General features: G+C 65.7%; 23 protein-coding genes. 12 read left to right on the top strand and 11 right to left on the bottom strand.

Annotation, left to right across the window (positions count from 1 at the left end; all coding sequences use genetic code 11):
* Nucleotides 1-60 precede the first annotated feature (60 nt).
* The 5 genes from PU630_RS16410 to PU630_RS16390 form a co-directional block, all read right to left on the bottom strand.
* On the bottom strand, nt 61-396 hold the full coding sequence (locus tag PU630_RS16410; RefSeq protein ID WP_275278128.1) for a hypothetical protein: 336 nt from the start codon (nt 394-396) through the stop codon (nt 61-63).
* Nucleotides 397-399: 3 nt separating this feature from the next.
* Nucleotides 400-852, bottom strand: a complete 453-nt coding sequence (locus tag PU630_RS16405) for a prevent-host-death protein (protein ID WP_275278127.1) — start codon at nt 850-852, stop codon at nt 400-402.
* 215 nt (nt 853-1,067) lie between these two features.
* Complete coding sequence (locus tag PU630_RS16400; RefSeq protein ID WP_275278126.1) at nt 1,068-1,280, bottom strand: hypothetical protein; 213 nt, start codon at nt 1,278-1,280, stop codon at nt 1,068-1,070.
* The gene (locus tag PU630_RS16395) at nt 1,281-1,460 is read right to left on the bottom strand and encodes a hypothetical protein (RefSeq protein WP_275278125.1); all 180 of its coding nucleotides are present in this window, start codon (nt 1,458-1,460) and stop codon (nt 1,281-1,283) included.
* A 37-nt stretch (nt 1,461-1,497) separates the two neighbouring features.
* A complete protein-coding gene (locus PU630_RS16390) occupies nt 1,498-2,469 on the bottom strand; it encodes a LacI family DNA-binding transcriptional regulator (RefSeq protein WP_275278124.1) in 972 nt (323 codons plus the stop codon).
* Between the two features lie 157 nt (nt 2,470-2,626).
* On the opposite strand from PU630_RS16390, the gene PU630_RS16385 reads away from it, so the two are divergent.
* The 6 genes from PU630_RS16385 to PU630_RS16360 all read left to right on the top strand — a co-directional run bounded on the left by PU630_RS16385 (nt 2,627) and on the right by PU630_RS16360 (nt 9,504).
* Complete coding sequence (locus PU630_RS16385) at nt 2,627-4,135, top strand: mannitol dehydrogenase family protein (RefSeq protein WP_275278123.1); 1,509 nt, start codon at nt 2,627-2,629, stop codon at nt 4,133-4,135.
* 32 nt (nt 4,136-4,167) lie between these two features.
* Nucleotides 4,168-5,172 carry an L-idonate 5-dehydrogenase gene (locus tag PU630_RS16380; protein ID WP_275280128.1) on the top strand — a complete coding sequence of 335 codons (1,005 nt, stop codon included), beginning with the start codon at nt 4,168-4,170 and terminating at the stop codon, nt 5,170-5,172.
* Between the two features lie 50 nt (nt 5,173-5,222).
* Nucleotides 5,223-6,620 (top strand): MFS transporter, encoded by a 1,398-nt coding sequence (locus PU630_RS16375; protein ID WP_275278122.1) that lies wholly within the window; start codon nt 5,223-5,225, stop codon nt 6,618-6,620.
* Between the two features lie 64 nt (nt 6,621-6,684).
* On the top strand, nt 6,685-7,926 hold the full coding sequence (gene manD, locus PU630_RS16370) for a D-mannonate dehydratase ManD (RefSeq protein WP_275278121.1): 1,242 nt from the start codon (nt 6,685-6,687) through the stop codon (nt 7,924-7,926).
* A complete protein-coding gene (locus tag PU630_RS16365) occupies nt 7,916-8,560 on the top strand; it encodes a bifunctional 4-hydroxy-2-oxoglutarate aldolase/2-dehydro-3-deoxy-phosphogluconate aldolase (RefSeq protein ID WP_275278120.1) in 645 nt (214 codons plus the stop codon). The genes manD and PU630_RS16365 overlap by 11 nt, the downstream gene beginning before the upstream one ends.
* Nucleotides 8,560-9,504: a sugar kinase gene (locus PU630_RS16360; protein WP_275278119.1), complete on the top strand. Its 945-nt coding sequence runs from the start codon at nt 8,560-8,562 to the stop codon at nt 9,502-9,504. The genes PU630_RS16365 and PU630_RS16360 overlap by 1 nt, the downstream gene beginning before the upstream one ends.
* 12 nt (nt 9,505-9,516) lie before the next feature.
* Here the strand turns inward: PU630_RS16360 and PU630_RS16355 are convergent, their stop codons facing one another.
* The 5 genes from PU630_RS16355 to PU630_RS16335 form a co-directional block, all read right to left on the bottom strand.
* The gene (locus PU630_RS16355; protein WP_275278118.1) at nt 9,517-10,335 is read right to left on the bottom strand and encodes a hypothetical protein; all 819 of its coding nucleotides are present in this window, start codon (nt 10,333-10,335) and stop codon (nt 9,517-9,519) included.
* A 106-nt stretch (nt 10,336-10,441) separates the two neighbouring features.
* Entirely contained in the window at nt 10,442-10,654 is a 213-nt protein-coding gene (locus PU630_RS16350) for a hypothetical protein (RefSeq protein WP_275278117.1), read from the bottom strand.
* Between the two features lie 40 nt (nt 10,655-10,694).
* Nucleotides 10,695-11,987: an MFS transporter gene (locus PU630_RS16345; RefSeq protein WP_275278116.1), complete on the bottom strand. Its 1,293-nt coding sequence runs from the start codon at nt 11,985-11,987 to the stop codon at nt 10,695-10,697.
* The gene (locus PU630_RS16340) at nt 11,980-12,999 is read right to left on the bottom strand and encodes a LysR family transcriptional regulator (RefSeq protein ID WP_275278115.1); all 1,020 of its coding nucleotides are present in this window, start codon (nt 12,997-12,999) and stop codon (nt 11,980-11,982) included. The genes PU630_RS16345 and PU630_RS16340 overlap by 8 nt, the downstream gene beginning before the upstream one ends.
* A gap of 98 nt (nt 13,000-13,097) precedes the next feature.
* The gene (locus PU630_RS16335; RefSeq protein ID WP_275280127.1) at nt 13,098-14,426 is read right to left on the bottom strand and encodes a CapA family protein; all 1,329 of its coding nucleotides are present in this window, start codon (nt 14,424-14,426) and stop codon (nt 13,098-13,100) included.
* 431 nt (nt 14,427-14,857) lie between these two features.
* On the opposite strand from PU630_RS16335, the gene PU630_RS16330 reads away from it, so the two are divergent.
* The 6 genes from PU630_RS16330 to rraA are packed head-to-tail and all read left to right on the top strand — an operon-like array spanning nt 14,858 to nt 21,839.
* On the top strand, nt 14,858-15,928 hold the full coding sequence (locus PU630_RS16330) for an ABC transporter substrate-binding protein (protein WP_275280126.1): 1,071 nt from the start codon (nt 14,858-14,860) through the stop codon (nt 15,926-15,928).
* 33 nt (nt 15,929-15,961) lie between these two features.
* Entirely contained in the window at nt 15,962-17,716 is a 1,755-nt protein-coding gene (locus PU630_RS16325) for an ABC transporter permease (protein ID WP_275278114.1), read from the top strand.
* Complete coding sequence (locus PU630_RS16320) at nt 17,713-18,903, top strand: ABC transporter ATP-binding protein (RefSeq protein ID WP_275278113.1); 1,191 nt, start codon at nt 17,713-17,715, stop codon at nt 18,901-18,903. Before PU630_RS16325 ends, PU630_RS16320 begins: the two co-directional genes overlap by 4 nt.
* Before the next feature lie 40 nt (nt 18,904-18,943).
* Entirely contained in the window at nt 18,944-19,660 is a 717-nt protein-coding gene (locus PU630_RS16315) for an SDR family NAD(P)-dependent oxidoreductase (protein WP_275278112.1), read from the top strand.
* Nucleotides 19,661-19,677: 17 nt separating this feature from the next.
* Nucleotides 19,678-21,357: a thiamine pyrophosphate-binding protein gene (locus PU630_RS16310; protein WP_275278111.1), complete on the top strand. Its 1,680-nt coding sequence runs from the start codon at nt 19,678-19,680 to the stop codon at nt 21,355-21,357.
* On the top strand, nt 21,354-21,839 hold the full coding sequence (gene rraA, locus PU630_RS16305) for a ribonuclease E activity regulator RraA (protein ID WP_275278110.1): 486 nt from the start codon (nt 21,354-21,356) through the stop codon (nt 21,837-21,839). The genes PU630_RS16310 and rraA overlap by 4 nt, the downstream gene beginning before the upstream one ends.
* 31 nt (nt 21,840-21,870) lie before the next feature.
* On the opposite strand, the gene PU630_RS16300 is transcribed toward rraA, so the two are convergent.
* Entirely contained in the window at nt 21,871-22,893 is a 1,023-nt protein-coding gene (locus PU630_RS16300) for an ADP-ribosylglycohydrolase family protein (RefSeq protein WP_275278109.1), read from the bottom strand.
* Nucleotides 22,894-23,015: the final 122 nt, after the last annotated feature.

Below are 23,015 nucleotides of genomic sequence, written 5' to 3'. Positions count from 1 at the left end.
AGCGCGTCGAAACGACACCGCCCGGCGTGCGCGGTGCTCTGCTTCACATGCCGGCCGGAGCTACTTGGTTTCGTTCGGATGATGGGTGTGCACCTGCTCGATGTTGACGACGCGATCTACGACGAAGTACCAGATTCTTGCACCGCCGGAGAGCTCATATTGCCAACGCTCGTGGGTCTCACCGCCGCGACGGATTGTGCCGAGTGCGCCCCGTAGTGGGTGTGCGGTGGGGGTGGAGGCAAGTGGGTGCTGAGTGAGGTAATCCCATGCGTCGGCGAGGGTATTTCGCTGCGTTGCTTTGAGATCGCGCCACCCGAGTTCGGCCTCGCGCGTTGCCAAGACGACCTGGTATTCGGTGCTCTTGACCGGGCGCTCCGCCCGCGTCATGCGTGACATCGGTCAGGGTCGCTCGACCTGGATAGGAATCTCGAGCCATGTCACGTCAACGGGCCCGAGACCTGCGGCGAGTGCGCGGGCGGTCGATCGCCACGATGTCATCTCGGCCGCCGCAAGATGAGCCTCCCCGGTGGCGAACGATGCGCGCGCGGCTTGTACAAGATCGCCCGCGCACTGCTGCCTGTCAGCCGGTGGCAGCGCCAGCATCCAATCGAATCGGTCAGCGAGCCGATCGGCAAGAGTTCCCTCGTCGCCCAATGTGGCCGCGATCAGTTGCGCGGCGAAGTCCAAGAGCGAATCGCGTGCATCGGCCTCGGCGCGCGTCATCAGTACAAGCGCCTCACCATCGCGCCGCGTGACTTCTACCGGTGCTTGCTCTGCCGCTTCGAAGACGGGAGCCGGTTGGCGCGATAGTTCAGACGATTGGAAAGACCGACGGGGGAGTGTCGCTGTCATGGTCTCAATGTATTCAGAAATAGTTCTGAAGTCAATGGACGCTGCGCTGTACCGTTCTGGATCGTCGCGCGCTCGCTGGTGACGAGCAGCGCGTGCGGTGCGATCGTACACGTATTGGTGCCGAGGCAGCGCCTCGCGCCGACCGCGGATCGGCCGTAACGACTTCATCCCGTCACCGAACCGCTCGCCGCCGGTCGTGGCGGCTCGGCGTTGCTTCAGCCATGCGGGCTCAGATCGATGCGCATCCACTCCACGTCGGCGTCGCGCTCGCCGATGTAACGCAGCAGGTCTTCCTGCCGCGGCTGCCCCATCACCAGCCGATGCGCGCCGACGGTGCGCTGCAGCCGCTCGAGCTGCGCCGACTCGCTGCTCAACGGCTGCGCCGGTACGTACCGCTCGATGACGGCGCCGGCGAGCCGCGTGAACACTCAGAAGGGAGTGATGTCGGACGCCCCATCCGCCCGCTTCGCGACGGCCGCGTCGAACATCGCGGCTTGAAGGCATGGTTTGACGATACCTAGATGATTTCGATTAGCGCCGCGGGAGAAGCGGTCAAGGCCGCCCAGCCTAGGTAACGACGAGGAGGTCGTGCATGCGGCGGCGGCCATGGATGCATTGTGTTGGGGCGGTTGGGGCGGGGCTCCGTCAGCCCCGGACGCGCGGCGGGGGAGCGGTCGACCCGCGCACGATGAGTTGCGAGTCGAGGGTCGTCACGGTCGGCGGCTCGGCGCCCGACAGTGCTTGCAGCAGAAGGTCGACGGCCAGGCTCCCGCATCGCTCGATCGGCATGCGGACGGTGGTGAGGCCGGGGTTCACTGCCGAAGACATCTCGATGTCGTCGATGCCGACGATGCTGACGTCGTCGGGGCAGGCGCGGCCCATCTCGGCCATTCCGGCCTCAAGCCCCAGCGCGACGAGGTCGTTGTATGCGACCACGGCGGTGGCACCACTGGCGACGGCCGTCGCCGATGCGGCGCGTCCTCCTTGAATCGACGCGGCCTGATGGCTGAGCCGTGTCAACCGCATGCCGAACTGCGCGCAGGCGGTCTCGACGGTCGCGGAGCGTCGGATGTCGGCCCACGACCCCTCGGGGCCGGCCGCATAGGCGAGGTGCTCGTGCCCGAGAGCCGCGAGGTATTCGACTGCCTGGCGTGGTCCGCGGTCGGTGTCCATGACGACGCAAGGCAGGCCGGGTACGTCGCGGTTCACCCCGATGCTCGCGGTGTCGCCGACCAGGAGGCGGACTTCGTCGTCGGGCAGCCTCGGTGAGCAGAGCAGCATGCCATCGAGCTCACTCGCGCGCTGGATCTGCTCCCGCTCGCGGTGTGGGTCTTCGTCGGTGTCGTACAGAACCGTGCGGTGCCTGCCGTGCCAGGCCTGCGCATGGATGGATTTGAGGAGCGTCGCGTAGACAGGGTTCGCGACGTCGGGGATCACGATGCCGATGGTGCGCGTGGCCGTCGGCGGCTGTGTCGCCTGGTACCCGACCTCATTCGCCGCGTGCAGAACGCGCTCGAGCGTGCCGGCGGCGAGCCGGCCCGGTTCGCCGAACGCCCGGGATGCCGTCGCGACAGAGACCCCGGCGCGGCGTGCCACCTCGGTGAGTGTCGCTGACATGGCCGGTCCGTTCGTTGGGGAAGACGCTTCCATCATTGCGTATCTTGGCGTCATGAAAGAGCTTGACAAGAGTTGTACAACACATTCATAATTCTTGCATGGCAGTCATCGGCGATGCGACATCCCCCGAACACGGCGTGTGCGAGAAGGTGCACGCATGAGTGCGCTGCAGCTCACCCGAGCGGCGGATCTGCCCATCGCCATGCCCGGTACAGCACCGCGCGCCGGCATTCTGCACCTGGGCCTCGGCAGCTTCCACCGTGCGCACCAGGCCGTGTACACCGCAGCCGCTGTTGCAGCAGGTGGGGGCGACTGGGGCATCGTCGGTGTCGCGTCGCGCTCGCGCTCGATCGTCGATGCAATGAACGACCAGGACATGCTGTACTCCGTGGCTACGATCTCGCCCGAGGGGATGTCACTGACGCTGCCCGGCGTGCACACCGACGCCTTCGTCGGTGCCGACGACCCCGAGCGCGTCGTCGCGGCGATCGCCGACCCGACCATCCGCGTCGTGACGCTCACCGTCACGGAGAATGGGTACAGCTTCTCACCGGTGACCGGGGGCCTCGATCTCGATGCGCCCGAGATCCGCGCCGATCTCCACGACCGCGGCGCGCACTCGACAATCGGACAGCTCGCGAGGGGCCTGCAGCAACGCGCGGCCCTAGGAGGCGCTCCGCTGACGATCCTCAGCTGCGACAACCTCACCGCGAACGGGCGCCACACGCGCCAGCTCGTGGAGCAGTTCCTTCACGCCCTGCCCTCCGCTCAGGCCGAAGGCGCGCTCGCACTGCTCGAAGGCGCGGTCACGTTCCCGTCGAGCATGGTCGATCGCATCGTGCCCGCCACGACGTCGCGACTGCGTGACGACGTGAGCGCACTGCTCGGCGTTCACGATGCGGTGCCGGTTCCGGCCGAACCGTTCTCGATGTGGGCGATTGAGGATGACTTCGCGGCCGGCCGTCCGGACTGGGATGCGGGCGGTGCCGTGTTCACCGCGCACGTCGACCAGTACGAGCAACTCAAGGTGCGGCTTCTCAACGGCACACACTCGTTGATCGCCTACGTTGGGGCATTGAGCGGCGAGCAGACGATCGCCGCCTCGGTGGCTGTGCCGCAGATCGAGCGTGCCGCCTGGACGATCCTTGATGACGAGTACGGCCCGTCTGTCGAGGTGCCGCCTGCCGTCGACATCGAGGAGTACAAGCGTCAGCTCTTTCTGCGCTGGGGCAACTCCGCCCTCGCCCATCGCACGAGCCAGGTCGGCACCGACGGATCGGTGAAGCTGCGCCAGCGCATCCCGGAACCGGCGCTTCTCGCACTGGAACAGGGCCGCATGTCCCACATGATCGCGCTTACGGTCGCCGCCTACCTCTCGTGCATCGCGCCGCTGCCGGGATTCGACCCCGGATCGATCGCGCAGGAGATGAAGGATGTCGCACGGCCGCGCCTGGCGGAGCTTGCGGAGCGTACGCATCATGGGGCGGGTCTCGCCGCAGCAGTGATCGGTGATCTGCAGCTCTTCGGCCCCCGGCTGGCCGAGCACCCGCTGTTCAGCTCGCGAGTAGGAGAACTCATCGATGTGATCGCGCGACACGGCGTGTCCGCCGCGGTCGAGGAGAGCATCGCGTCATCTCGCGGCGCCGGTGCGAGGGCGCTGTCATGACCGTCGGCGCACCCATGACGAGAGGAGCAATGATGAAGGCGCTCGCCATCCACGGCAAGGAAGACATCCGCTGGGAGGAGGAGGAGCTCCCCGAGCCCGGTCCGGGCGAGATTCGGCTGCGGGTCAAGTACGTGGGCATCTGCGGTTCGGATCTGCACTACTACTTCCACGGCGCAAACGGCGAATACGCCGTGCGCGAGCCGCTCACGCCTGGGCATGAGCTCTCGGCCGTCATCGACCTCGACCCGTCAGGACGCTGGGACGCGGGCACGCGTGTGACGGTGCATCCGGCTCGCTATGGCGCCCCTGTCCCGGGCCTGGAAGACCGGCCGCATCTGCTGCCCGGCGGCGACTACCTCGGCAGCGCCGCCACGATGCCGCATCGTCAGGGAGGGGCATCCGAGTACCTCATCGTCTCTGAGAGCATGGTTCGGACCCTTCCCGACGGCCTGCCGCTGCGGCGTGCAGCACTGGCGGAGCCTCTCGCCGTCGCCCTGCACGCCGTCTCACTTGCCGGCGGTGTTGCCGGAAAGCGCGTTCTCGTCATCGGAGCAGGCCCGATCGGGCTGCTTGTGGTCGCCGCAGCGCGGCACGCCGGCGCGACCTCGATCGCCGCCAGTGATGTGCGGCCCGAGCCTCTCGAGCGTGCGCAGCGCCTTGGTGCCGCGGAGACCGTGCTCGTGGGGCGCGACGATATCCCCGCGGAGTCGTATGACGTCGTCTTCGAGTGCTCCGCGGTCCCCGTGTCCGTGACCACGGCCGTGAGCGCTGTGCGCCGCGCGGGGACCATCGTGCAGGTCGGGATGCTGCCCGACGCGGAGATCTCTGTCAACCTCGCCCCATTGCTGGCGAAGGAAGTCACGGTCCGAGGAGCCTTTCGCTTCGCGCACGAGATCGACGAAGCCATTGCGCTTCTGGCCGAGTCCGATCTGCTGGACAGCGTGATCACGCATGTCCTTCCAGCTGATGAGGCCGTGACCGCGTTCGGCATCGCCCGAGACTCTGCAGCATCCGCGAAGGTCCTCCTCGCCCTCTGACCGCCACCTACGCACGACAAACCGCCACCGTCTCTACAAAGGAGTGACCGATGAGCACGGCAGAAACACCGAAGACGCAGACGACCACGCCGCCCACAGCGAGTCGATCCATGGGGGATCTGGTCCGCGCAGCCGTATCGGGCTGGCTCGGCACCGCCCTGGAGTTCATGGACTTCCAGCTCTATTCGCTCGCTGCGGCCCTTGTATTCAGCCAGCTGTTCTTCGCGGACGAAGACCCGGCCGTCGCCGTGGTGCTCTCGATGGCGACCTACGGTGTCGGATATGTCGCGCGACCGATCGGCGCCTTCGTGTTCGGGCGCCTCGGCGACCGCATCGGCCGGCGCAAGGTCCTCTTCTACACGATCCTTCTGATGGGGGTCGCGACGACTCTCATCGGCGTGCTCCCCACCTATGAGCAGGTCGGGTTCGTCGCACCGCTGCTGCTGGTCGTGCTGCGACTTCTGCAGGGCTTCGGGGCCGGCGCTGAGATCTCCGGCGCGGGCGTCATGCTCGCCGAGTACGCCCCGGCCGAGCGCCGCGGTGTCATCGCTTCGCTGGTCGCCCTCGGTACCAACTGCGGCACGCTGTTCGCGTCGTCGGTGTGGGCGATCCTCCTGGCGGTGATGCTCGAGAACGATGTGATCGCGTGGGGGTGGCGCATTCCGTTCATCGCCAGTGCGGTGATCGTGCTGTTCGCTCTGTGGGTGCGCTTCTCGCTGAAGGAGAGCCCCGTGTTCGAGGAACGCGCGGACGTCATCGACGGCAAGGCGCTCTCCCACGACGAGATGGTGGCCCACGCCACTGCGACCAACGACATCCGCACGCTGGAGTCGCTGGACCGTAAGCCCCTCAAGGCCGTGCTCGTGTCGTTCTTCCTCCGATTCGGGCAGGCCGGCAACTCCGGCCTCATCCAGACCTACCTGATCTCGTTCATTACCATCACCCTCGCCTTGGAGAAGGGGATCGGTCCGGACGTCGTCATCGTCTCGTCGCTGATCGGGTTCGCCACGATCCCTCTCGTCGGCTGGCTCGGCGACCGGTTCGGCCGCCGCCGCATGTACGTCATCATGACGTCGTTGTCGCTGGTGCTCATCATCCCGACGATGCTCGCCATCGATTCGAAGCAGATCGGCTGGGTGTTTGTCGGCTACATCGTGATCCACAACGTCTCGGTCCTCGGCCTGGCGTCGATGGAGAACATCAGCCTTCCCGAGATCTTCGGCGCCCGCAACCGGTACACCCTGACCGCTGTCGTCCGTGAGATCGCCGCGATAATCGCGACCGGCGTCGGCCCGATCGTCGCCGCGGCGTGGGTCGCAGCCGCGACAGGGTCGGTCATTCCGATCATGGTGCTTCTGGGCGTGTTCACCGCATCGGCGCTGGTCGCTGCGATCGTCGCACCGGAATGGTCCGGCCGAGATCTGACCGACCCTCGACCCGCGATGTGACGACCGTCCCTCTTCCGCTCATCTATCAGGGGGTGTGCCTCGGTGTGCCCCGGAAGGACCCGACATGACCATTGAACGCGCAGACGTCATCTGCACGAGCCCGGGCCGCAACTTCGTGACCTTGAAGATCGTCACGTCCGACGGAGTGGTGGGGTGGGGGGATGCCACGCTGAACGGCCGTGAGCTGGCCGTGGCGTCGTACCTCGCAGATCACGTCGCGTCGACGCTGATCGGAGGGGACGAAGACCGCATCGAAGACACCTGGCAGTACCTGTACCGCGGGCCCTACTGGCGGCGTGGACCGGTCACGATGGCGGCGATCGCGGCCGTCGACATGGCGCTGTGGGACATCAAGGCCAAGAAACTCGGTGTGCCGCTGTACCAGCTGCTGGGTGGCGCCAGTCGCGACGGGATCCGCGTCTATGGGCATGCATCGGGGGCCGACTATGCGGCTCTGAAAGACGCCGTCAGCGGCTACCTCGAGGAGGGCTACACGGCGGTCCGCGTGCAGGCCGGTGTGCCCGGATTGGGGCAGATCTATGGCGTCGCCGGCAACAAGCCGGGTACGCGATATGACTACGAGCCGGCCCACCGCGCACCCGACGGCTCGCCGGCGACCCGGCCGACCGAGGAGTCGTGGGACACGCCGGCGTACCTCGCCTTCATGCCTGAGATCTTCGGTCACCTGCGGGAGGACTTCGGCTCGGGACTGCGGATACTGCACGACGGGCATCATCGGATGTCGCCGATCGAGGCGGCGCGCTTCGCGAAGGACGTCGAGCCGCACCGCCTGTTCTGGCTGGAGGACTGCACGCCGGGAGAGGACCAGAGCGCGCTGCGCCTGGTGCGCAGCCACTCGACCACGCCGCTCGCCGTCGGCGAGGTGTTCAACTCGGTTTACGACTACCAGACGCTCATCACCGAGCGGCTGATCGACTATGTGCGATCGTCGGTCACTCACGCAGGCGGCATCACGGCGATGAAGAAGCTGCTGGACTTCGCCGCGATCTACGGCGTCAAGTCGGGCATGCACGGGCCGACCGATGTGTCGCCCGTCGGCATGGCCGCCGCCCTCCATCTAGATCTCGCGATCCACAACTTCGGCATCCAGGAGTACATGCCGCACAACGAGACCACGCTCGAGGTCTTCCAGACCTCATACACCTTCGACCGGGGATTCCTTCACCCCGGTGATGCTACCGGCTTGGGGGTCGAACTCGACGAGAAGAGCGCTGCGCACTTCGACTACACGAAGGCGTATCTGCCGGTGAACCGGCTCATGGACGGGACCGTGCATGACTGGTGAGCGTCTTGCACTCCCCGAACGCACCGGTGCTTCGTGTCTCATCGTCGTCGCGCGCGCCGGCGACGCCGCCGAGTACGACCGTGTGCTCGATGTGCTCATCGACGTCGGCATCAGAAGTGTCGAGCTGACACTGACGACACCGCGAACCATCGAGCGGCTGCCTGAACTGGTCGATCGCTATGACGGCGCCCTGGACCTCGGCGTGGGCACGGTCACCGACACGGAGCAGCTCCGTCGCGCCGTTCTGGCCGGTGCGCGGTACATCGTCACGCCCGTGAGCTCCACCGACCTCGTTCACGCCGCAGTCGAGTCGGGAACGCCGATCATCCCCGGTGGACTGACCCCCAGCGAGCTGTTCGCCTCGTGGTCGGCCGGAGCCTCAGCGGTGAAGGTCTTTCCCGCCACGCAGGTGGGCCCCGCATATGTGAAGGACCTGCGGGGTCCCTTTCCCGACATCGAGGTCGTCCCGTCCGGCGGGGTGGACCTGGCCGGTGCCGTTCGATGGTTGGATGCCGGTGCTGCTGCCATCAGCGTGGGCGGTCCTCTTCTCGGGGATGCCTTCTCGGGAGGAGATCTCGCCGCGCTGCGCGAGCGGGCCGTCGCCTTCGTCGACGTCGTCGCGGAGCACGCGTGATGCGCGTCGTCACTCTGGGGGAGACGATGGCGCTCGTGCGCACACGGGATGTCGGCTCGCTGCGACATGCCACCGATCTCGTGCTGGGCATCGGCGGTGCCGAGAGCAATGTCGCCATCGGGCTGCGACGGTTGGGCGTCGACGTGTCGTGGCTCGGACGCGTGGGCGACGACTCGCTGGGTGAGCGGGTGCTGCGTGAGGTCCGCGCGGAAGGCGTCGACGTGCGAGGCGTCGTCGACCCGCACGCTCCCACTGCGCTGATGGTGAAAGAACGCCCGACCCCGACGTCGACCTGGGTCGGCTATTATCGCGTCGCGGCGGCGGGTTCGCATCTGTCGCGCGACGACATTCCCCCGGGATGGATCGAACAGGCGCAGATCATGCACGTGACGGGAATCACTCCGCTGCTGTCGCCGTCTGCCCATGACGCCGTCGTCGCGGCGATCGATCGCGCGCATGCGGCGGGTGTGCGCGTCAGCTTCGACATCAACTACCGTTCTGCCCTGGGCGCTGCGGAACACGCAGGTCCGCTGCTGCGCACGCTGGCACAGAACGCCGACATGGTGTTCGGCGGTGGGGATGAGCTCGAGCTTCTGTACCCCGGCCTCGATCCGCTCGAGGCCGCACGAGAGCTCTGCAGCGGCGTGCCGCGCGAAGTGGTCTGGAAGCGCGGGGCGGACGGCGCATGCGCCGTGCGCCCCGGTGAGATCGTGGAGGTACAGGGCCTCGTCGTCGACGTCGTCGACACCGTCGGTGCCGGTGACGCGTTCGTCGCCGGCTACCTCAGCGCCGCGCTCGAGGGCCTCGACACCGAGGCCCGGCTGCGTCGGGGCAACATCTGCGGCGCGCTGGCCTGCACCGCCGCGGGGGACTGGGAGTCTTCGCCCACACGCCGCGATCTCGATCGATTCGGCGCGAGAGCAGCAGACCCCGTAGCGCGATGACCAGCGCCCCGCTCAGTGCGGCGCGCGCAGCTGCTCGACCGGGCGCAGAGCGGTGTCGGCGCGACATCCCAGCTCTCCGGGCTGAAGTAGCACGCGCGGCACGTTGAGCACCTCGACCTCGCCCGAGGGTCGGTGCACCGCGAGGAGGCAGTCGTCGGCATCCCCCATCGCGAAGCCGATCTGCTGGTCGCCGATCGCGACGGACGGGTCGAACGCGACCTCGCGCTCGCCGGTAGGCCGCGGCATCCGTTTCACGATGTCCGCCCGGATGGCATCGGCGGAGTCCTGTGCGGACGCGCGAGTGAGCACGTCGACGACGATCTCTTCGGCTCCGTCGGGAACGACGTAGACGGGGCGGGTGTCGACGGGAGGATCGATGGGATGCGCATCCGCCGGGCACTCGATGGGCCGGGCGACCGAGTTGTCGTCGTCCCAGTGCGCGTGCTCGTTTGTCACGACGCCCCAGAAGTCGAACTGCGACTCGAAGCACGCTACGTAGGGATCGGAGCCGTCGTAGCTCTCGAGCGTGACGCGCAGCTGCAGGGCACCGAGCGGATCGTTGTGCGTCGCGTCGGGGTAGCTCGTGTATCCGATCGGCTCGGGCGAGGTGCGATCGCCGAGATCGTCATCGGCCCAGCGGGCGTAGTCGTCGATCGTGTCGGTCGGCCCGCGGTACAGGTGCCGGGCGATCTCGGCGGCGTCGTGGCGGGCCCTGGTCGCTTGCTCTTCTGCGCGAGTTTGGCCGGGTGTGGCGCAGCCGGCGAGGGTTGCCGCGACGAGGAGCGGGGAGAGGAGCGCCGTGGTGCGGAGGGCCTTCTTCGGATCCGGCATCCCTCGAGTGTGCCCGATGCGGGCGTAAAATGGTGCGGTGACGGCCGATTCTTTGCTGGGACTGTGCTGGCGGAGATGCAGGGAAATCGCTACCGTCGACGCCGCTTCACAGGCCCGCGGCATCCATTCGTTTGATCAGCGACGGGCGGCGCCGGTACCGGTCGCGTAGCTCGGCGAGGTATTCGGTGGCGAACTCAGGGCGCTCGGCCATGCGCGCGGCCGCGACCAGAGCCTTCATGCGCCGCACCGCGCCGGGATACACGCGCGTGTTCGCCTCGATGAGGCGATCGTCGACCAGCTGCGCCGTGATCGGCAGCACCGCGACCGGGTCGCGATCGCCTTGCGCACGACCGGGAGTGTCACTGATCGCCGGGGTTGTCCGGTAGGACTCGTCGTCCTCGCTCCTGTCGCCTCAGGTAGGGAAGCAGGAGCGCCCCCGTCAGGATCGTGGGTACCCCTCCGGCAATCAGCCCCCATCGACTTCCGAAGTTCTCGGCAATCCAGCCGACAAGCGGTGCTCCTACGACGGTGCTGCCGATCCACGCCATGCCCCAGAGCGACATCACCCGGCCTCGCATGTCAGGTCTTGCCGACAGTTGCAGCACGCTCTTTGCGGTGGAGTTGAATGTGATTGTGCCGTACCCGACGAACAGCAGGAGCACGAGCGCGAGCAGTAGCGTCGGTGCGACTGCCGTGAGAAGGATCGCAGCACCCCAACCGATCGCCGAGATCGCCAGCGATGACGTGCGCGGCGCGATTGTCCTGCGCGCCGCAACGAAGCCGCCGACGATCCCACCGGCCGCTTCTGCCGCAGCCATCAGGCCGTAGGTGGCGGCCGTGCCGCCGAAGGCGTCCGTGGCGAAGAGGGGGAGCGTGGTCGGGAACTCGTAGGCGAGTGTCCCGGTGACCATCAGCATGATCAGGGGGAGTAGAAGTTCAGGCGTCGTGGCCACGTAGGCGAGACCCGTGCGGATTTGACCGCGCGCGCGCTCAACACGTGCGATCGGCTGCATATCGCTCGTGTTCAGCATGAGCAGGCTCACGATGACAGCGGCGAAGGATGCTGCATTGATCAAGAAGCACAGGGGCGCACCGACCGCCGCGACCAGTGCGCCGCCGATGACACCGCCCACGAGACGCGCAATGTTGATCGACACCGAACTCAGCACGACAGCGTTGTTCAACGTCTGTCGATCGACGAGGTCGGCGATCAGACTCTGCCGCGCCGGGTTGTCGAAGACATTCACCACACCGAGCAGGAGCGAGAGGATGCCGAGTATCGGCACTGTCGCGAGTTGCGTCCACGCCAGGGTGGCAAAGACAAGAGCGCCGATGCCGGACACGATCTGTGTCACGAGCAGGATCGCACGACGATTCGCGCGATCGACGACGAGCCCGCCCCACGGCCCCAGGATGATGAATGGCACCAATCGGGCCGCCGCGACGAGACCCACCTCCGTCCCTTGGCCGCCGAGTTGAAGTACCAGAAATGCCAGGGCGAGCGTTTGCATGAACGTGCCAATCACCGAGATCGACTGACCGATGAAGTACAGGCGGTAGTTGCGAACTGCTAATGAGGAGACCGCAGCCTTCGCGTGCGCGCGCCACCGTTCGGGCCATCCTTTCCCGCTGTGGCCCGCGCGCTCAGACACCGGCGACGTCGGGTGCAGACGTTGGGGCACCGCCGAAGGACCAACGCACCTCGGGATCAAGAGGCCCGGTCTTCTCGCGGCAATACTCCATCAACAGGTTCAGGAAGTCACGCGTAGCAGGAGATTGCGTGGCGCCGCGCTTGACCGCGATGGCCGTCGCGCGAGGGAGGGGCATCCCGGCGATGTCGATGACGGTGAGAATCCCGTCTCTCACCTCTTGGCCGATAGCGATACCGGGAAGCACGCAGAGCGCTGTTCCGCGCATCGCGACTTCCTTCATCACTTCCAGGCTCTTCGACTCGACACCGATATCCATTCGTACGCCGAGCTTCAGCGCCCAGCGCTCGACGAGTTGCCGTGAACGCATGCCCGACGAGTAGGTCGCGAACTCGTATCGAGTGAGCGCCTCTGCGCGTTGCTCGACGGGCACGTCCAGGAGGGGATGGTCGGCCGCAGCGACAAGGAAGAGTCGTTCGTTCATGAGAGCGATCGTCTCGAGCCGAGGATCGACCGGAACGCGGTAGAACGCCAGATCCGCTTGGCCGGATTCCATCGCCTCGACGGAGTCCGCGCGCGAACCGGATTGGACGACGTGTACGGAGCGGCCGGGGAATCGGGCCTTGTAGAGCGGCAGCACGCCGAGCATGAAGTACTGGATGCTGTCGGATGGTGCGGCGATGGCGAGCCCAGACCCCTGGCCGTCTCGCTCGGAGATGGCGAGATCGTCGAGAAGCCGGTCGAGTTCAGCGATCGCACGGTCACAGAACTCGATGAACGTGCGCCCCGCATCGGTCAGGCTGACGCCGACACCAGCATGCCGCTGAAAGATCGGCGTGCCGAGTACCTGCTCCACGTGCTGCACACGCTGTGAGACAGCGGGTTGCGTCAAACAGAGGATGCGGCTCGCCTCTCGAAACGATCCGGACTCCGCTATTGTCCGCGTCATCAGGAGCTGGTCGAACGTCAGCCCGCGCAGCAACTGCTGACGATGCGGCAGGTAGCTCTCCACCATCGCCGTCACCCGCCCTTCGGCATCGATGCGGCGGCGTGGACCGGCATCGACATCCTCGTCATGAGCCTACCCAGGCTCCGAGATGATCACGTGCGCCATCAGAGCCGGATGCGTCCGACCTCCCCATCTATGACAAGCTCGGTCCCCAGGTCCGCGGACAGTCGCTGATAGCGCTCGAGGATCGCTTGAGCGTTCTCGCCCGTGGCAATGTACGGCCGTCCGTCCGTCAGCGGAGCATCCCCGCTGCCGACCGGGCGGTGCAACGGCGCTTCGCGGCTCACCTCGCGGCCGAGTTCCACCGGTGTCATCTCGATTTCGGCGAGCTTGCCCCCACTGAAGACGAAGTTGAGCACCGCGGAGCTCCACCACGTGAGATTCCCGGCCGTGAGTCCCGGATGCAGAGGGTGCGCTGCCGGCGTCAGCGTCGTCAGACGGTCAACATCGTGGCCCCACGACTCGTACGCGTCGAAGGGCACACGGCGGACGAACTCGGACTGCGCGAAGAAGTTGCCGAGACCATAGACGATGGGCTTGCCGTTGTAGATCTCGATGCCGAGCGTCTTATGCCATCCGTGCCCGATGAAGACATCCGCACCGGCGTCGATCGCCGCGTGAGCGAACTCTCGGACGAACCCCGGTGCCGTATCACCTCGGCCGCCCTCTGAAACACTGAAGTGGTGGGCGACGAGAACCAGGTCTGCCATCGTCGCGGCCTCGGCGATCGACCGCAGATTCCCCTCCTTGTCCCGCGGATCGGCGGTCGTCTGCACCTCGAAATGATCTGACGGCGTGAACAGGTTGGAGCCCGTGGTCGACTGGTCGTTCGGCATGGCGAGACTGAATTCGCCGTCCTCAGCGTTGCGGAGCAAACCGCTACTGCCTTCGACGTTCATGTGGTGCTCGCGGAGGATCCCCAGTTGCGAACCGATTTCCTTCAGCTGACGTGCGGCCTCTTGGCCAATGACGTAGCGCGTCCGAGCCCGCAGGGCGTTCACACCGGGTCGGCCGGGGAGACTGGCCTTCGGATGGGTAGCCCATTCATGGGACTTGTTTCCCGTCGAGGTCGACACGAGGGCCACTCGCCCGTTCTTCGTTTCCAGGTAGGCCGGTTCCCGCGCCTCTTCCAGATCGCTTCCGGTGCCGGCGTGTTTGATGCCCGCCTCATCGCAGTGGCGGATCGAGGAAGCGATGCCCTTGACGCCGTAGTCGAAGCTGTGGTTGTTCGCGAGCGAGGCGATGTCGACGCCCGCCCAATGCAGATCATGTGCGACCTGCGGATCGGTCATGAAGTAGCTTCCGATCTGATCACTGCGCGCGGGAGCGTCGACTTCGCTGAAGTGGCCGAAGTTCGTCTCGATGTGCGCGTAGGTGAAATCGGAGTGCCGGAGCTTCTCGAGAACCTCGACGAATTCAGGCTCGTCGTGCATCGCGAACGGACGAGTGACCATGCATTCGCCAGCGATGGCGAACGACCACGTGCGGTTATCTGTCATTGATCAACCTAACTGTGTAGCTGGGCAGCGCCACGGGCGCCGAGCGTCGCGGTCGCGATCCGACCCGACGAATTCAGTCAACGAACCGTCATACACACTCGTCAAGACGGCGATTGTGATGGGGTGAAAACGAGCGCTAATCGCGTCGCTGCAGATGATTAGCTCCGCTTTTCACCGGTGCAAGAGATCTTGTTTGACACCTTCCGGAGCCGCCGGGTTGAGTGAAGTCACGGCGACGCCCCCGTCTGCCAAGGCCGACCGCACTCGGGCGTCCAATCCCCGAATCTCAATGAGGAGACAGCATGAACACTCGATATCGGAACTCGGTACTCGGTGCTTTCGCCGTCGTTGCCGCGACAACCGTGATGCTGACCGGTTGCAGCGGGAGCGGCGGCACGACGCCGTCGGCCAACGTGTCTGCAACAGCGACGGATGACATGGACGCGTTGGTGAAGGCGGCTCAGGCCGAGCGCACCCTCACCATCTACACAGCGGTCCAGAAGGAGCAGATGGCTCCGTGGGTGGCCGACTTCACCCAGAAGTACAAGGTCCAGGTGAAGATCCAGCGCCTCTCCAGCGCAGATCTCGGAACTGCCTTTGAGACGCAGGAGAAGGCGGGCAAGACGACTGCTGATGTCCTCGAGACGAGCAACTGGGGTCAGCAGGAAAGCTGGATCAAGAACGGTTGGCTCGCGAACTACACTCCGAAGTCTGCCGATCAATATCCCGCAGAGCGGGTCGAGCCGGGCTATCTGTACCCCCTTTATCAGTCCAACGGCGCGATCGCATGGAACACGAAGGTCGTGCCGGAGAACGTGCAGAAGGAACTGGCGGAGAACCCGTGGGATGCGCTTCTCGATCCCGCGCTCAAGGGAAAGATCGTCTTGATTGATCCCGCCAACGGCGGTTCCGGAATGGCGTACTACGCAAATCTCATCTACAACCTCGGCGATGAGTATGGCTGGGCATACCTCGAAAAGCTTGCGGCTCAGAAGCCGGCGATCGCGACGAGCATCGCATCCATCTCACAACAGATCGCCGCGGGCACCTACTACGCCACTGACTTCGGGGACGAGGCGATCTTCGGGCCTCTTACTGAAGAGGGTGCGCCGGTGCAGTATCAGGGCCTGTCCGACACCATGAATGTCACGCAGTTCATCCAATCGGTGCCGGCGGACGCCCCGCATCCTGCTGCCGCTCGCTTGTGGGCGGAGTGGTCGACATCGCTCGCCGGACAGACGTCGATGACAAAGGCCACCGGTGGATCCTCTTCCATCGAGGGGTGGAAGGACAACAACACCTACCGCGATGCGACGAGCTGGTACACGCCGCCCGAGACCGAGTACATCGACTGGCGCACTGACCCGCGCCTGCAGGGTGACCAGTTCAAGAAGTTCATGGCCAAGTGGGATGACACCTTCGGGGTCTCGCGGTAACGCGGTAGCTCGACGGGAAAGGAACAGACCGACATGGCATCCGCCTTCACAGTGGAAGACGCCCACCTCGACACCACTGCGCTTCGGACAAGCGGAGGGACCGGAGCGAAGCGAAGGGTCTCGGGCTTGTTCCTCCTGCCCGTGACCTGGGTCATCCTCGGGATCCTCGTCCTGGCGCCGGCGGGTTTCGTGGTGCTCTCCTCTGTGTTGGCGGATCCCACGAACCCCGCGGCGGGATTCAGTCTGCAAGCGATCAAAGAGGTCTTCGCAACGCCCTCGATGCTTGTCAAGCTGCTGCAGACGGTGGTGTTCGCCGTGGCCATCGCGGCGATCACCACCGTCATCGCGACGCTGCTGTCTTGGAGCACGACGAGACTTGCGATGCGTGGCGCGCGCATCCGAGAGACACTTATCGTCGCGTCGCTGTACCTCTCGCCGTTCATCGCGGCGGTCGCCTGGATCTGGCTCGGTACCCGCGGCACGGGACTCATCGATAAGTGGGAGCAGTCAGTCGGGATCCCGGGCTTTCTGCAACCGGACATCATGTCTGTCGGTGGGATGGTATTCATCCTGGTTACGCATTACGTGCCGTACGCATACATGTTCATCTCGTCGTCGATGGCAGGGCTCGACACCACCCTTGAGGAGGCGTCGCTGGTCAACGGCCGCGGCTACTTCGCGACGAGTCTGCGGGTCTCGTTCCCCATGCTGCGCCCGGCGATTCTGTCGGCCGGACTGTTCGTCGCGATCCTCGCGATGGGCGAGTTCACGGTACCTAGTCTGCTCGGCCAGACCGGTGCCTTCACACCGCTGTCGTCGACCATCTACAACGCGCTGAATGGCGCCGTACAGAACATCCCGCTCGCCGGCGCGATCAGCACCGAACTCTTGATCGTGTGCCTTGCCGGTCTGTATCTGTACCAGCGCAGCATTCGTGCCAGCTCACGGTACACCGCTGTCAGCGGAAAAGGCCGACGCAGTGACCGCATCCGCTTGAGCCGCGCCACCTCGGCGATCGTGTGGATCCTCACCCTGATTTACGGCGTGTTCGCGTTCCTCCTCCCGCTTGCGACGCTCGTGGTGATGTCTCTCGCGAAGTTCCTCGCGCCGTCGTTGGCCGACATGAAGTTCTCCGCCGAAAACCTATGGCAGACCCTCACCTCGTCTGAGACACTCTCGGCCCTGGGAAACTCGCTCATACTGGCGCTTGTCGTGCCGATCGTCTGCATCGCGCTGGGCATCCTCATCGTCTATCTCTCCGACCGTGCCCGACTCCCCACCTCACGTGCGATGACGTATGTCGCCACCGCGCCGATGGCTCTTCCTGGCCTCGTCATCGCGCTGGGAGTCCTGCTCCTGTACATTCGAACGCCGTTGTACCTCACCCTCGGCATCATCGTGATAGGGCTCGTCGCGATCTCGCTCACACATGCGGTGCGCGTGGTCTCCAACGGATTCGGTCAGATTGATGCCTCCCTCGAAGAAGCGTCTCAAGTCACCGGTGCATCGCGGCTCAGGACCGTGCTGCTCGTCCTCGTCCCGCTCATCAGGCCATCGCTGTATGCGGCCTTCAGCCTGCTGTTCGTGCTGACTCTGCGCGAACTGAATATTCCCGTCCTGCTCTACGCTCCCGACACGGAGACCCTCTCGGTAGTGGCATGGAACTTCTCCGAGAGTTCGATCACCGGAGCTGCCGCGATCGGGCTTCTGCAGGTCGTCGTGATGCTCATTGGCATGGGGCTGCTGCGGCTGATCATCATGCCCCCGATCCGAAGGAAGCTCGCATGACCGCTCTGAGCACCGTGTCCACGAACCTCCACCAGAACCTGGATCCACAGATGAATCTCCAGTCCTCATCCGACCAGCCCGTCGTCCTCGGCGTCGACAACATCGTCGCGGACTACAACGGTAAGACGGCCGTGGACGGCGTCGGCTTCACCATCCACGCGGGCGAATTCGTGACTCTCCTTGGTCCCAGCGGCTGTGGCAAAACCACAACTCTGCGTTGCGTGGCAGGTCTTCACCGAATCAGCAAGGGCGCGATTCACATCGACGGACGGCTCGTGGCCGATCAGCGCACCCATGTTCGGCCGGAGAAGCGTGGATTGAACATGGTGTTTCAGTCGTACGCCCTCTGGCCGCACATGACTGTCTTCCAGAACGTTGCGTACGGACTGCGTGCCCAGAGGGTCCCGAAAAGTGAGATCCGGGGGCGCGTTGAAGAAATGCTCGACCTCGTGGGGCTTGGGGGCTACGGACCCCGCGGAGTATCGGAATTGAGCGGCGGACAGCAGCAGCGTGTCGTCCTCGCACGCGGGCTGGCTACCCGGCCCCGGCTGCTCCTGCTCGACGAACCTCTCAGCAACCTCGACTCCGAGCTCAGGGCGCGTATGCGCGCTGAGATCCACAGCCTGCAACGGGAGCTCGGACTTACCGCTCTGTACGTCACGCACGATCGGACCGAAGCACTGGCCCTCTCCGACCGTGTGATCGTGATGCGGGCGGGAACGATCCAGCAGGAAGGCAGCCCAGGCGAGCTCTACGATGCTCCTGCAAACCGATTCGTCGCCGAGGCGCTGGGCCCCGTGAATGTCGTTCCTGCTGTTGTGATCTCCGCCGGCGCGACCCCGGCGGCGCGTCTCCAGCTTGAAGGGGCCCCCGTGGTTGCTATCGCATCGGGCGCTGATGATGTGCCGGCAGTGGGAACGGGCATCGAGGTTCTCATTCGACCCGAGTCGATAACGCTCGCTTCGGCAGGAGAGTCACACGAAGCTCGCTTCGACGTCGATGTGGCAGTCGTCGAGTTCCTCGGGAATCGCACAGAACTCGCGGGCGAAAGTGCAGGCGTCCGCGTAAAGGCCGATCTGGATCTTCGCGCGACAAATCTGCGTCCCGGTGACAGGACCGCGCTTCGTCTTCGACTCGATCAGCTGCTCGCACCCCTGGCGTGGCAGCCCGTTACCAGCAAGAAGTGAGAGACGAATGGACTATGGACTGAACGGACGTCGCGCTGTCGTGACGGGGGCCACTGCCGGCATTGGGAGAGCCATCGCCGGTGGCCTCGCAGCGGAAGGCGTGGCGGTAGCACTCGTCGCGCGGCGCGCGGATCTACTTGAGGAGTACGCTGCGGAGCTTCGTGCGGCCCATGGTGTGAAGATCGCCGTGATCGCGCAGGACCTGACCGCACAAGACGCACCAGAGATGATCTCGGCTCGTGCATTCGACGCACTCGGTGAAATCGACATCCTCATCAATGCGGCGGGAGGTCATAGACGCGAAGACGACCACGGCAGCGAGGATGCATGGAGCGCCGCTCTGCTTCTGAACTTCACGCAACAACGTCGCCTCGCGGAGCAGATGGTCGGAGGTATGTCGGAGCGCGGGTGGGGTCGCATCGTGAACATCACCGGCAAGTCTGAGCCCCCGCGAGTAAGCCCTGCGTTCGCTGCCAAAGCGGCGACCCATGCCTGGGCAAAGGGCCTCTCGCGAGATCTCGGCCCGCGTGGCATCACCGTCAACTGCATAGCACCTGGGCGAATCCTTACCGAACAGATGACCCGCAACTACTCCGAGGAGCAGAGGGCAGAGCACAGCAAGGAGATCCCGGTTGGCCGTTATGGTCGCCCGGATGAGCTGGCGTCACTCGCCGTCTACCTGTGCTCGAGCCAGGCCGACTACCTCACCGGCACCGTCGTCCCATTCGATGGCGGCCTGCGCCGATACCAGTTCTGAACTCCAGGAGCGGACGAATGACCACAACTGCTGACGCCATCGCGGGCGTACTTGTCGCACACGGGACAACTCATGTATTCGGGCTGATGGGTGACGGCAACATGCGCCTCATCGAGCCCATTGCGGCCCGCGGCATCCAGGTTGTCGAAGTGCGTCACGAGAGCAATGCCGTCGCGATGGCCGAAGGGTATTCCTGGTCGTCAGGACGCACCGGCGTTGCCACCGTCACCCACGGGCCGGGGCTTACCCACACCGCGACATCCCTGATTGTCGCTGCTCGCAATCGGTCCCCCGTCGTCCTGCTTGCGGGAGAGACCCCGTCTGGCTATACGGGAGCGCAAGAATTCGATCAGCAGGCGTTCGTGACGGCGTGCGAAGCAGAGTACCGGCTCGTCGGCCCGGACGACGACGGCGGGTTCGTCGTTGCCACGGCCCTTCGCGACGCGGCCAGATGGCGGAAGCCGATTGTGGTCGGCATCCCCGCGGATCTGCTTCACGCGCAGCCTGGTGCGTCCGAGGGCCTTCGCTCGAATCTTGAGGAACGACTGGCTACGGATGCCGACAGCGAAGCTGCAGCGGCAGGGCTGCTGGAGGTTCTTGCCAGTTCTGTCCGGCCCGTGCTTCTCGCCGGTCGGGGGGTGGTCGAGTCGGGCACGCGCGACCTCGTTGTGCGTGTTGCCGAGCAGTTCGGAGCCGTACTCGCGACGACGCTGCCGGCGAAGGGACTGTTCGACGGCCATCCGCAGAACCTGGGGATTGCAGGAGGACTTGCAGACCCCGAAGCGGAGCGTGTCTTCGTCTCGGCCGACGTTGTTGTCGGAATCGGCTCCACGATCGGTGCGTCCACGACACGAAGCGGTCGTCTTTTTCCGGAAGCTGAGACGTACCGCCTCGACCGCAGAGCGGATGCCCCGGTGAGGCCCACCGATGCTCACCTTGTTCTGGGAGAGGCGCGACGTGTGCTGACCGAATTGGCCGAACAGGCGGACGCCATAGGGGACCGTCGTCGACCCTGGTTTCGACCGATATCACCGTGGCCTTCCAACTGGGCGAGCGATTTCGAACAGTACGCCCCGAACATTCCGGAGGGCACGGTCGATCCCCGCAAGGCGGTGATCGAACTGGACGCCATCCTTCCGGACGACGCACTCATCGTCATCGCCAACGGTCACTCGTCGGGCTTCGCATCTGCGCTTCTGCGAGGAAGCGGGCCGCGAACCACGCTTCTCGCGCAAGGGTTCGGTTCGATCGGCCAGGGAATGACGACGGCCATCGGGGTGGCCTCGGGTGCCCCCGATCGACGCGTTGTCGTCTTCGAGGGGGATGCCGGGTTCATGATGCATGCTCAAGAGCTGGATACCGCCGTGCGCGCGGGCGTTCGATTGACTGCGGTGGTCTTCAATGACGAGGCGCTCGGCACCGAATACCACCGCCTCGCGGCTGACGACGGGCAGGCGGAACTCGCCGTCATCCGTGCCCCGGGAATCGCGGAGTTCGCAATCGCCGCTGGTGCGTATGCGGCGCGAGCGGCGTCGCTCGCCGACGTGGCGCCCGCGTTGAAGGCGGCGCTGGCTGAGAAGTTCGCCGTTGTCGAGCTGACCACGGCGCGCAGCGTGGAGAGCCGGCATCTGCGGTGGCGGCGTCTCCCGGCACCCGAACCAGTTCATACGCAACTGTCAAAGGGAGGTCGGTCATGACAACAGAGGAAGTTTTCCAGTCGACGGCCGATCTGGCTGACCACTACGGCGACGATGTACGCTCGTGCGACCTCCAGTTCCGGCGGTTCGGCCGTCGCTCGCGGTTCAGCGGCTCAATCACGACTGTCCGGAGCCGGGAAGACAACGTCCTGCTCCGCGAGGTGCTCGCTGAGCCTGCACACGGCCGCATTCTCGTCGTCGACGGTGGGGGATCGTTGCATCGGGCTCTCATGGGCGACGAGATGGCGAGACTCGCGATCGACAACGGCTGGGCGGGCATCGTCATCTGTGGTGCCGTACGGGACGCAGCCGTCCTCGACGAAATGGACATATCCATCAAGGCATTGGGCACGAACCCGCGCAAGAGCCTGAAGAATCGAACCGGCGAAGCGGGAGTGCCCATTGAGTTCGGCGGCGTGACATTCGTTGAGGGTGAAAGCCTTGTATCGGATGAGGACGGCATCGTCGTCATCGGGTCCTGACGCGCCGTCGGCCGGCGCCGGGCCCCTGGGGCTACGCGACCGCTCGGCGGGCGAGCCGCTCGAGCTCATCGGCGTCGATACCCGGCCAGCCGTGCAGCTGCGCGCGCCAGTTGGCCGGCACGGCCGCAGCACCGTAGACGGCGCCGGCCAAGGCGCCGGCGATCGCGGCCACGGTATCGGTGTCATTGCCGCCGCGGACGGCGCGCTGCACGGCATCCACCAGCGACGTCGCCCCGGCGACGGCGGCCAGCGCCCCCTGGAACGCCCGGACGACCCAGCCGTTCTCGTCGCTGAACGCGCGGGGGTGGATGCCGGGTGCCAGCGCCTCGTCGATCAGCTGCGCCCAGCGGGTTGCGGTTTCGGGCGGGAGCGCGTTGGGGCGTTTCGACTCGCTTCGCTCGCTCAACGGGCGGGGGTCGGGGCGTTTCGACTCGCCGCTTCGCGGCTCGCTCAACGACCGGAGGGCGGCGTGCATGTCGAGCTCGCCGGTGAGGATCGCGTGGCGGATCGCAAGGCACCACAGTGCACAGGCGACGACGTTGTCGTCTTCCCAATGGGTCAGCTGCGCGACGCGCCCGGCAGCGTCGGCGAGTTCGGCAGGGGTGCGGTTCAGATAGCCGAGGGCGACCGGGCCGGTGCGCATGAGCGATCCGTTGCCGCCGCTGCGCCCGAGGCGCTCGTGCGCGAGCCGGGCGGCGGTGGTGGCATGTTCGGCGCTCGCATCGGACGGAATCGACGAGAGGATGCCGCGGGTCTGGATCCCGACATCCATCGCTGACAGTGACCAACGCCGCCAGGACTGCACGATCTCGGCCAGAGTCGCGGGGTCTTCGAGCGTGTGCCCGTCGGCGAGCACCTGCAGGATCGGAATCGCCATGCTCGTGTCGTCGGTCCACTCGCCGACGCCGTGACCGAAGTGACCGACGCCGAACTCGGGGATCGTCGTGTCGGGCAGCGACGGGCCGAACTCATACTGCGAGCCGAGCGCGTCGCCGGCGGCCGAGGCGATCACCGCGCCGACGGCGCGGTCGAGCTGTGCGGAGGTCAGGGGCATGGGGTAAGTCTGGCAGGGGGTGGGCGGGCGGCGGGGTTCCCGGGTCAGGGCGATTCCACTCGCTTCGCTCGCTCAACGGGTGGGGTTCACTGGCCGCCCGTGGCGGGGCGAAAATTCGGCGC

It is taken from the genome of Microbacterium horticulturae, assembly GCF_029094505.1.
In the GTDB taxonomy this organism is placed as follows: domain Bacteria; phylum Actinomycetota; class Actinomycetes; order Actinomycetales; family Microbacteriaceae; genus Microbacterium; species Microbacterium horticulturae.
This window is presented reverse-complemented; position numbering and strand designations above follow the sequence as displayed.

Bases quoted from the DNA above. Each gene is read 5' to 3' on its own strand.
- PU630_RS16410 (WP_275278128.1), bottom strand. From the start codon at position 396: ATGTCACGCATGACGCGGGCGGAGCGCCCGGTCAAGAGCACCGAATAC.
- PU630_RS16405 (WP_275278127.1), bottom strand. From the start codon at position 852: ATGACAGCGACACTCCCCCGTCGGTCTTTCCAATCGTCTGAACTATCG.
- PU630_RS16395 (WP_275278125.1), bottom strand. From the start codon at position 1,460: ATGGCCGCCGCCGCATGCACGACCTCCTCGTCGTTACCTAGGCTGGGC.
- PU630_RS16390 (WP_275278124.1), bottom strand. From the start codon at position 2,469: ATGTCAGCGACACTCACCGAGGTGGCACGCCGCGCCGGGGTCTCTGTC.
- PU630_RS16385 (WP_275278123.1), top strand. From the start codon at position 2,627: ATGAGTGCGCTGCAGCTCACCCGAGCGGCGGATCTGCCCATCGCCATG.
- PU630_RS16380 (WP_275280128.1), top strand. From the start codon at position 4,168: ATGAAGGCGCTCGCCATCCACGGCAAGGAAGACATCCGCTGGGAGGAG.
- PU630_RS16375 (WP_275278122.1), top strand. From the start codon at position 5,223: ATGAGCACGGCAGAAACACCGAAGACGCAGACGACCACGCCGCCCACA.
- manD (WP_275278121.1), top strand. From the start codon at position 6,685: ATGACCATTGAACGCGCAGACGTCATCTGCACGAGCCCGGGCCGCAAC.
- PU630_RS16365 (WP_275278120.1), top strand. From the start codon at position 7,916: ATGACTGGTGAGCGTCTTGCACTCCCCGAACGCACCGGTGCTTCGTGT.
- PU630_RS16360 (WP_275278119.1), top strand. From the start codon at position 8,560: ATGCGCGTCGTCACTCTGGGGGAGACGATGGCGCTCGTGCGCACACGG.
- PU630_RS16355 (WP_275278118.1), bottom strand. From the start codon at position 10,335: ATGCCGGATCCGAAGAAGGCCCTCCGCACCACGGCGCTCCTCTCCCCG.
- PU630_RS16340 (WP_275278115.1), bottom strand. From the start codon at position 12,999: ATGGTGGAGAGCTACCTGCCGCATCGTCAGCAGTTGCTGCGCGGGCTG.
- PU630_RS16335 (WP_275280127.1), bottom strand. From the start codon at position 14,426: ATGCACGACGAGCCTGAATTCGTCGAGGTTCTCGAGAAGCTCCGGCAC.
- PU630_RS16330 (WP_275280126.1), top strand. From the start codon at position 14,858: ATGCTGACCGGTTGCAGCGGGAGCGGCGGCACGACGCCGTCGGCCAAC.
- PU630_RS16325 (WP_275278114.1), top strand. From the start codon at position 15,962: ATGGCATCCGCCTTCACAGTGGAAGACGCCCACCTCGACACCACTGCG.
- PU630_RS16320 (WP_275278113.1), top strand. From the start codon at position 17,713: ATGACCGCTCTGAGCACCGTGTCCACGAACCTCCACCAGAACCTGGAT.
- PU630_RS16310 (WP_275278111.1), top strand. From the start codon at position 19,678: ATGACCACAACTGCTGACGCCATCGCGGGCGTACTTGTCGCACACGGG.
- rraA (WP_275278110.1), top strand. From the start codon at position 21,354: ATGACAACAGAGGAAGTTTTCCAGTCGACGGCCGATCTGGCTGACCAC.
- PU630_RS16300 (WP_275278109.1), bottom strand. From the start codon at position 22,893: ATGCCCCTGACCTCCGCACAGCTCGACCGCGCCGTCGGCGCGGTGATC.